Genomic DNA, 2665 nt, shown 5'->3' on the forward strand with positions numbered 1-2665 from the left:
TGCGTGGCCCTCGCCCTTGCCGAAAGCTCGGGGCTTATCAGCGCGCCCTGGCTGCCCGGCGAAACTCCGGTCGCCGCTGCCTTGGTGGAGGTGGTGGTCATGATGCTGTGCATCAACGCCTGGAGCCGTCTGCGCCACGCCGATACAGTGCGCGAGCAGGCGGCCAAAGAGCACGATCCGCTCACCGGTTTCCTTAACAGGAAAACCTTTCGCGACCGCGCGGCCCGCATCTGGAACGCCGCGCCGGAGCTGAAGCGTGACCTGGCCATCATCTATGTTTCTGTGGAGCCGGCCGACCCGGACAGGCTGAACATCGTTGAGGCCGAAGAACTGCTGGCCCGCAGCGTGCGGCTGGTACGCACCATCACGCGCGACTTCGACACTGTGGGGCGGCTTGGCCGCAACATGCTGGGCATCGTGATGGAGGGCGTGATGCCGGGTGAAGCGTTCAGGGCTCGTCTGTCCCGGCTGGTGGCCCTGGGGCTGATGCGTGATACCGACGACCCCACCTCCATGGCGCTGCGGTTCACCGTGGCGGTGGGTAGCCGCCGCAGCGAGGTCGGAGACTTTGCGGCGCTCGACGCAGCGTTGCAGGGCCTGATGGTGGAGGATGACCAGGCCCAGCGCGCGATCCGTTTCCTGAGTCCGCCCGAAGCCGATGGCGATTCCATTCCCGTGCGCCGTTTCGGCTCCACACCTGGCCAGTTGCAATGAACCGCCCGCCAGAAGCTCCGGCCCCGTTCGCACGGCAGGCCGTTGGTACCATGTGAGCGGTAGCCTTAACTGGGCGGGGAGCACCAATGTTCAATCAAACCGTGCGCGGCATGTATTGCCTGCGCTGCAGCAGCCGCAAGGTGGTACGCGGCAATTTCGAAGCGGAGCGGTTCTATCCCTTGCGTGGCTTGCTGCGCTCCCTTGTGGGCAAGCCGGTGCTTTTGCAGAACCAGCATTCACATGCCTGCATGGATTGCGGCCTGGCCTGGAACGAGGTTGACACGACCGAGCTGCGCAAAAACCTGCGCGCCTATGGCCTGGCGCCGCACAGCACCGGTGTGATGGAGGCCGTGAACGAAGCGGGTGTTGATGTCCGTTTATGAGCGCCTGGTAAAACTGCAAAGGTCTTGTTGGGCCTGCGTTCTGATTCTGGTGATTTTGCTGCTGGGAACATGGGTCGTCATCATCGAACCGCGCTGGGTCGCGCACCGCGAGATCAGTGAAACCGTTCCGGACTGGAGAGGGCCGCCCGGCCTGAAAGTGGCCATTGCTTCAGACTGGCACTTCACCAAACGCCCGCTGTGGCGCGTCATGACGGTGGAGCGTGCGCGTGACATCGTGGCGCAGATCAATGCCGCCCAACCCGACGTGGTGCTGTTGCCCGGCGACTTCATTGCCGACCGCGACTACAAGCCCGACACCGCCGCCACACCCGAAGACGAGATCGCCCAGGTGCTGGGCGGGCTGAAAGCCCGGCTGGGTGTCTACGCCGTCATGGGCAACCACGACTGGTGGCACGACGGCGAAAAATTCACCGCCGCATTCACCCGCGCGGGCATCACGGTGCTCGAGAACGACGCTGTGTCCTTGCCCGTTCCACCTGGGGCATCCGCAACGCCCGTCTGGGTGGTGGGCGTGGGTGACGACTACACCGGCCACTCCCGACCGGTCAAGGCAATGAGCAAGGTGCCCAAGGGCGCGCAGGCGCTGGTCTTCATGCACGAGCCGGCCAGCCTGTTTGACTTGCCGCCGGTGCGCGGCCTGATCGTGGCCGCCCACACCCACGGCGGCCAGGTCAGCATTCCCTTCTACGGCCCGCCCGTGGTGCCCGGTGCCGGCCCGCGCGACTGGGCCTACGGCTGGGTCGGGCACGAAGACAATCGCATGTACATCACCAGCGGGCTCGGCGTCAGTATCCTGCCGGTGCGTTTTAATATGCGGCCTGAATGGGTGCTGTTCACCCTGGGTGGCACAAGCCCGCAAGCGGGCCATGAAAGAGAACCATGAAATTCGAGGCGGTGTTATTCGACTGTGATGGCGTGCTGGTCGACAGCGAGCCGCTGACCAACGGCGTGCTCCGCGACATGCTCGAAGAGCTCGGCTGGAAGCTTGGCTCTGCTGAATGCATGGCCATGTTTGTCGGCAAGGCCGTCAAGGACGAAGCCGCCACCATCGAAGCCCACACCGGCAAGCCGCTGACCGAAGCGTGGATGCTGGAGTTTCGCGCCCGCCGCAACGAAGCCCTGGTCGAGTCGCTGCTGGCCGTGCATGGCGCGGTGGAGGCCGTCAGCCAGATCCACACGGCCTACCAGGGCCGCATCGCCTGCGCGTCCGGCGCCGWCCGTTTCAAGGTCGAGCTGCAGCTGGCAAAGTGCGGGCTGATGCCTTTCTTTGAGGGCAACATCTTCAGCGGGCACGAGCTGCCGCGCTCCAAGCCCTTCCCCGATGTGTACCTGGCCGCCGCCGCCGCGCTGGGGGTAGACCCCAAGCGCTGCGCCGTGGTGGAAGACACCGTGACCGGCGTCACGGCCGGCGTGGCGGCCGGCTGCACGGTGTTTGGCTACAGCCCGCCCAAGCTGGGCCACGACGCGCCCGCAGCCCTGCGCGCCGCCGGTGCGGTGCATGTGTTCACGGCCATGGCCGACCTGCCCGCGCTGCTGGCCTGAAGCAC

The 2665-nt window shown here is 65.7% G+C and carries 4 protein-coding genes; all 4 read left to right on the forward strand.

Annotated elements, in window-relative coordinates; genetic code table 11:
* A partial coding sequence (locus AC1D1X_RS20385) for a diguanylate cyclase domain-containing protein (RefSeq protein ID WP_477699020.1) occupies positions 1-714 on the forward strand: 714 nt, incomplete at its 5' end.
* Positions 715-800: 86 nt separating this feature from the next.
* On the forward strand, positions 801-1097 hold the full coding sequence (locus AC1D1X_RS20390; RefSeq protein ID WP_477670091.1) for a hypothetical protein: 297 nt from the start codon (positions 801-803) through the stop codon (positions 1095-1097).
* Positions 1098-1146: 49 nt separating this feature from the next.
* A complete protein-coding gene (locus AC1D1X_RS20395; protein WP_477670090.1) occupies positions 1147-2001 on the forward strand; it encodes a metallophosphoesterase in 855 nt (284 codons plus the stop codon).
* Entirely contained in the window at positions 1998-2660 is a 663-nt protein-coding gene (locus tag AC1D1X_RS20400) for an HAD family hydrolase (RefSeq protein WP_477699021.1), read from the forward strand. Before AC1D1X_RS20395 ends, AC1D1X_RS20400 begins: the two co-directional genes overlap by 4 nt.
* Positions 2661-2665: the final 5 nt, after the last annotated feature.

The organism is Polaromonas sp. P1_G4 (assembly GCF_056405475.1).

Coding starts and splice junctions, on each gene's coding strand:
- AC1D1X_RS20390 (WP_477670091.1), top strand. CDS start 801: ATGTTCAATCAAACCGTGCGCGGCATGTATTGCCTGCGCTGCAGCAGC.